We start from the raw sequence: 2,313 nt of genomic DNA on the forward strand, positions 1-2,313 counted from the left end.
GGTGCCGACGGTTCAGGCCGTCAGGGCGGGGGCCGCCGCGGCGGGGTCGTCGAGCAGGCGCTGGAAGGCGAGCTCGGCGGCGCCGACGATCAGCAGGCGCGAGCGCAGCTGGGCGCGCTCGAGGGTGACCTCGGTGGCGAGCTGCCCGAACGAGGCCTCGAGAACTCCCGTGCGCAGCCGATCCGGGTGCACGGCGACGAGCGAGCCCAGGAACCCGCCGAGCAGGATGCGCTCGGGGTTCAGCACGCTGATGAAATTGGCCAGGGCGACGCTCAGGATGTCGAGCTGCCGGTCGATCTCGGCGCTCACGGCGGGGTCGGTGTTGTCGGCGAGCAGCTGGTCGAGCTCGTCGCCGTCGATGCGCTCGCGGCCGAGCACCGCGAGCAGACGGGAGAGCTTCACCTCCGTCTCGAGGCAGCCGATCCTTCCGCAGTGGCAGAGCAGCCCATCGCCGTTCACCAGCGTGTGGCCGAGCTCGGCACCGAAGCCCTGGGCGCCGCGCAGGGGAACGCCGGCGACGAGAGCGCCGCCACCGATGCCGCTGGGGCTGCCGTTGACGTAGAGCAGGTCGGCGACGCCGCGGCCGGCGCCGTAGATGCTCTCGGCGATGATGCCCACGTTGGCGTCGTTGCCGACGGTGGCCGGGTAGCCAAGCGCCTCGGTGACGTACTCGGCGAGCGGCTCGTCGTGCCAGTCGAGGTGCGGCGCCAGCGTGACCATGCCGCTGTCGGCGCGCACCAGGCCCGGCACGGCTATGCCGACGCCCGCGATGCGATAGCTGGACTCGAGCTCGCCGCGCATCCCGTCGACGACCGCGCGCACGATGTTGACGGTCTCGCGCACGGTGGGCAGGCCGTCCGTCTCGTACCGGATGCGCTTGTGCACCACGCCGCCGAGGCCGACGAGCCCGATGATGATGGCGTCGGTGTCGGGGTTCACAGCGATCGCGGCGACCCGCTCGTTCGGGTGCACGAACGGCGACGGCCGGCCCACGGTGCCGTGGTCGGTGCGAGCGGTCTCGAAGGCCAGGCCCAGGTCGCTCAGCTCGCCGACGAGTGCGGCGATGGTGCTGCGGTTCAGGCCAAGACGCCGGGTGAGGTCGGCGCGGGTCTGGGCGCCACCGTGGTGCAGCGTGGTGAGGATGGTGGAGAGATTGTGGCGGCGGGTCTGGTCGTTGCTGTTGCCGACGCCCGCCGACAGCGGGCGCGGAGAGCCGGTGCTGGACACAGCTCCTCCTAGGGACGGGGATGGATCTGGGGAGTGGACGAGCGCTCGGGTGCGGCGCTGAACCGCACCCGAGCCTATCGTCAGCGTCCGGAGCGCCTCTTGTTGATGATGTCGAACGCCACGGCCAGCAGCAGCACGAGGCCCTTGATGGCCTGCTGCCAGGCGGCATCCACCGAGAGGATCGACAGACCCATGTTGAGCACGCCCATCACGAGACCACCGATCACGGCGCCCACGACGGTTCCGACACCACCCTGCACGGCCGCACCACCGATGAACACGGCGGCGATCGCGTCGAGCTCGTAGCTCTGACCGGCGGATGCCACGGCGGAACCCGCACGGGCGGTGGCGACCACACCGGCGAGGCCGGCGAGCACGCCCATGTTCACGAAGATCGCGAAGTTGATCCACTGCGTCTTCACACCGCTCATCTGCGCGGCGAACAGGTTGCCGCCCATCGCGTAGACGTGACGGCCGAAGACCGTGCGGTTCAGGATGAAGGTGTACAGCAGGATGAGCACGGCCAGGATGATCAGGATGATCGGGGTGCCCGAGTAGGCCGAGAGCTGCCACGACAGGGCCATGATCGCGATCACCAGAATGGCGCTCTTGACGATGGTGGAGGCGGCGGGCTCGCGGGGCAGGTCGAGCTTGCGGAGCGTGGCTCGGGTGCGCACCTGCTGCACCACGAACGCGGCCGAGGCGAGGATGCCGAGCACCAGCGTGAAGGCGTCGCGTCCGTCGAGGATCTCACCGAGGAACGGGGGGATCCAGCCGGCGCCGATGGCGGTGAACTCGTCGGGCAGACCCGAGATCGTGCCGCCGGTGAGCAGCACCAGGGTGAGACCGCGGAAGATCAGCATGCCCGCCAGGGTCACGATGAACGCCGGTATCCCGACGAAGGCCACCCAGAAGCCCTGCCAGGCGCCGATCACGGCACCCACCACGAGCGAGAGGATGACGGCGGCCCACCAGGGCATGCCCCAGCTGTTCATCGACAGGGCGGCCACCGCTCCCACCAACGCCACGACCGAGCCGACCGAGAGGTCGATGTGGCCGGCGATGATCACGATCACCATGCCGATC

The 2,313-nt window shown here is 70.0% G+C and carries 2 protein-coding genes; both read right to left on the reverse strand.

Features of this window, described 5'->3' with window-relative positions; all coding sequences use genetic code 11:
* Positions 1-12: 12 nt before the first annotated feature.
* Positions 13-1,227: an ROK family transcriptional regulator gene (locus Q0D75_RS05310; RefSeq protein ID WP_291050184.1), complete on the reverse strand. Its 1,215-nt coding sequence runs from the start codon at positions 1,225-1,227 to the stop codon at positions 13-15.
* Positions 1,228-1,307: 80 nt separating this feature from the next.
* On the reverse strand, positions 1,308-2,313 hold a 1,006-nt coding region (gene mmsB, locus Q0D75_RS05315; protein ID WP_291050186.1), incomplete at its 5' end, for a multiple monosaccharide ABC transporter permease.

It is taken from the genome of Herbiconiux sp., assembly GCF_023264855.1.
In the GTDB taxonomy this organism is placed as follows: Bacteria; Actinomycetota; Actinomycetes; order Actinomycetales; family Microbacteriaceae; genus Herbiconiux.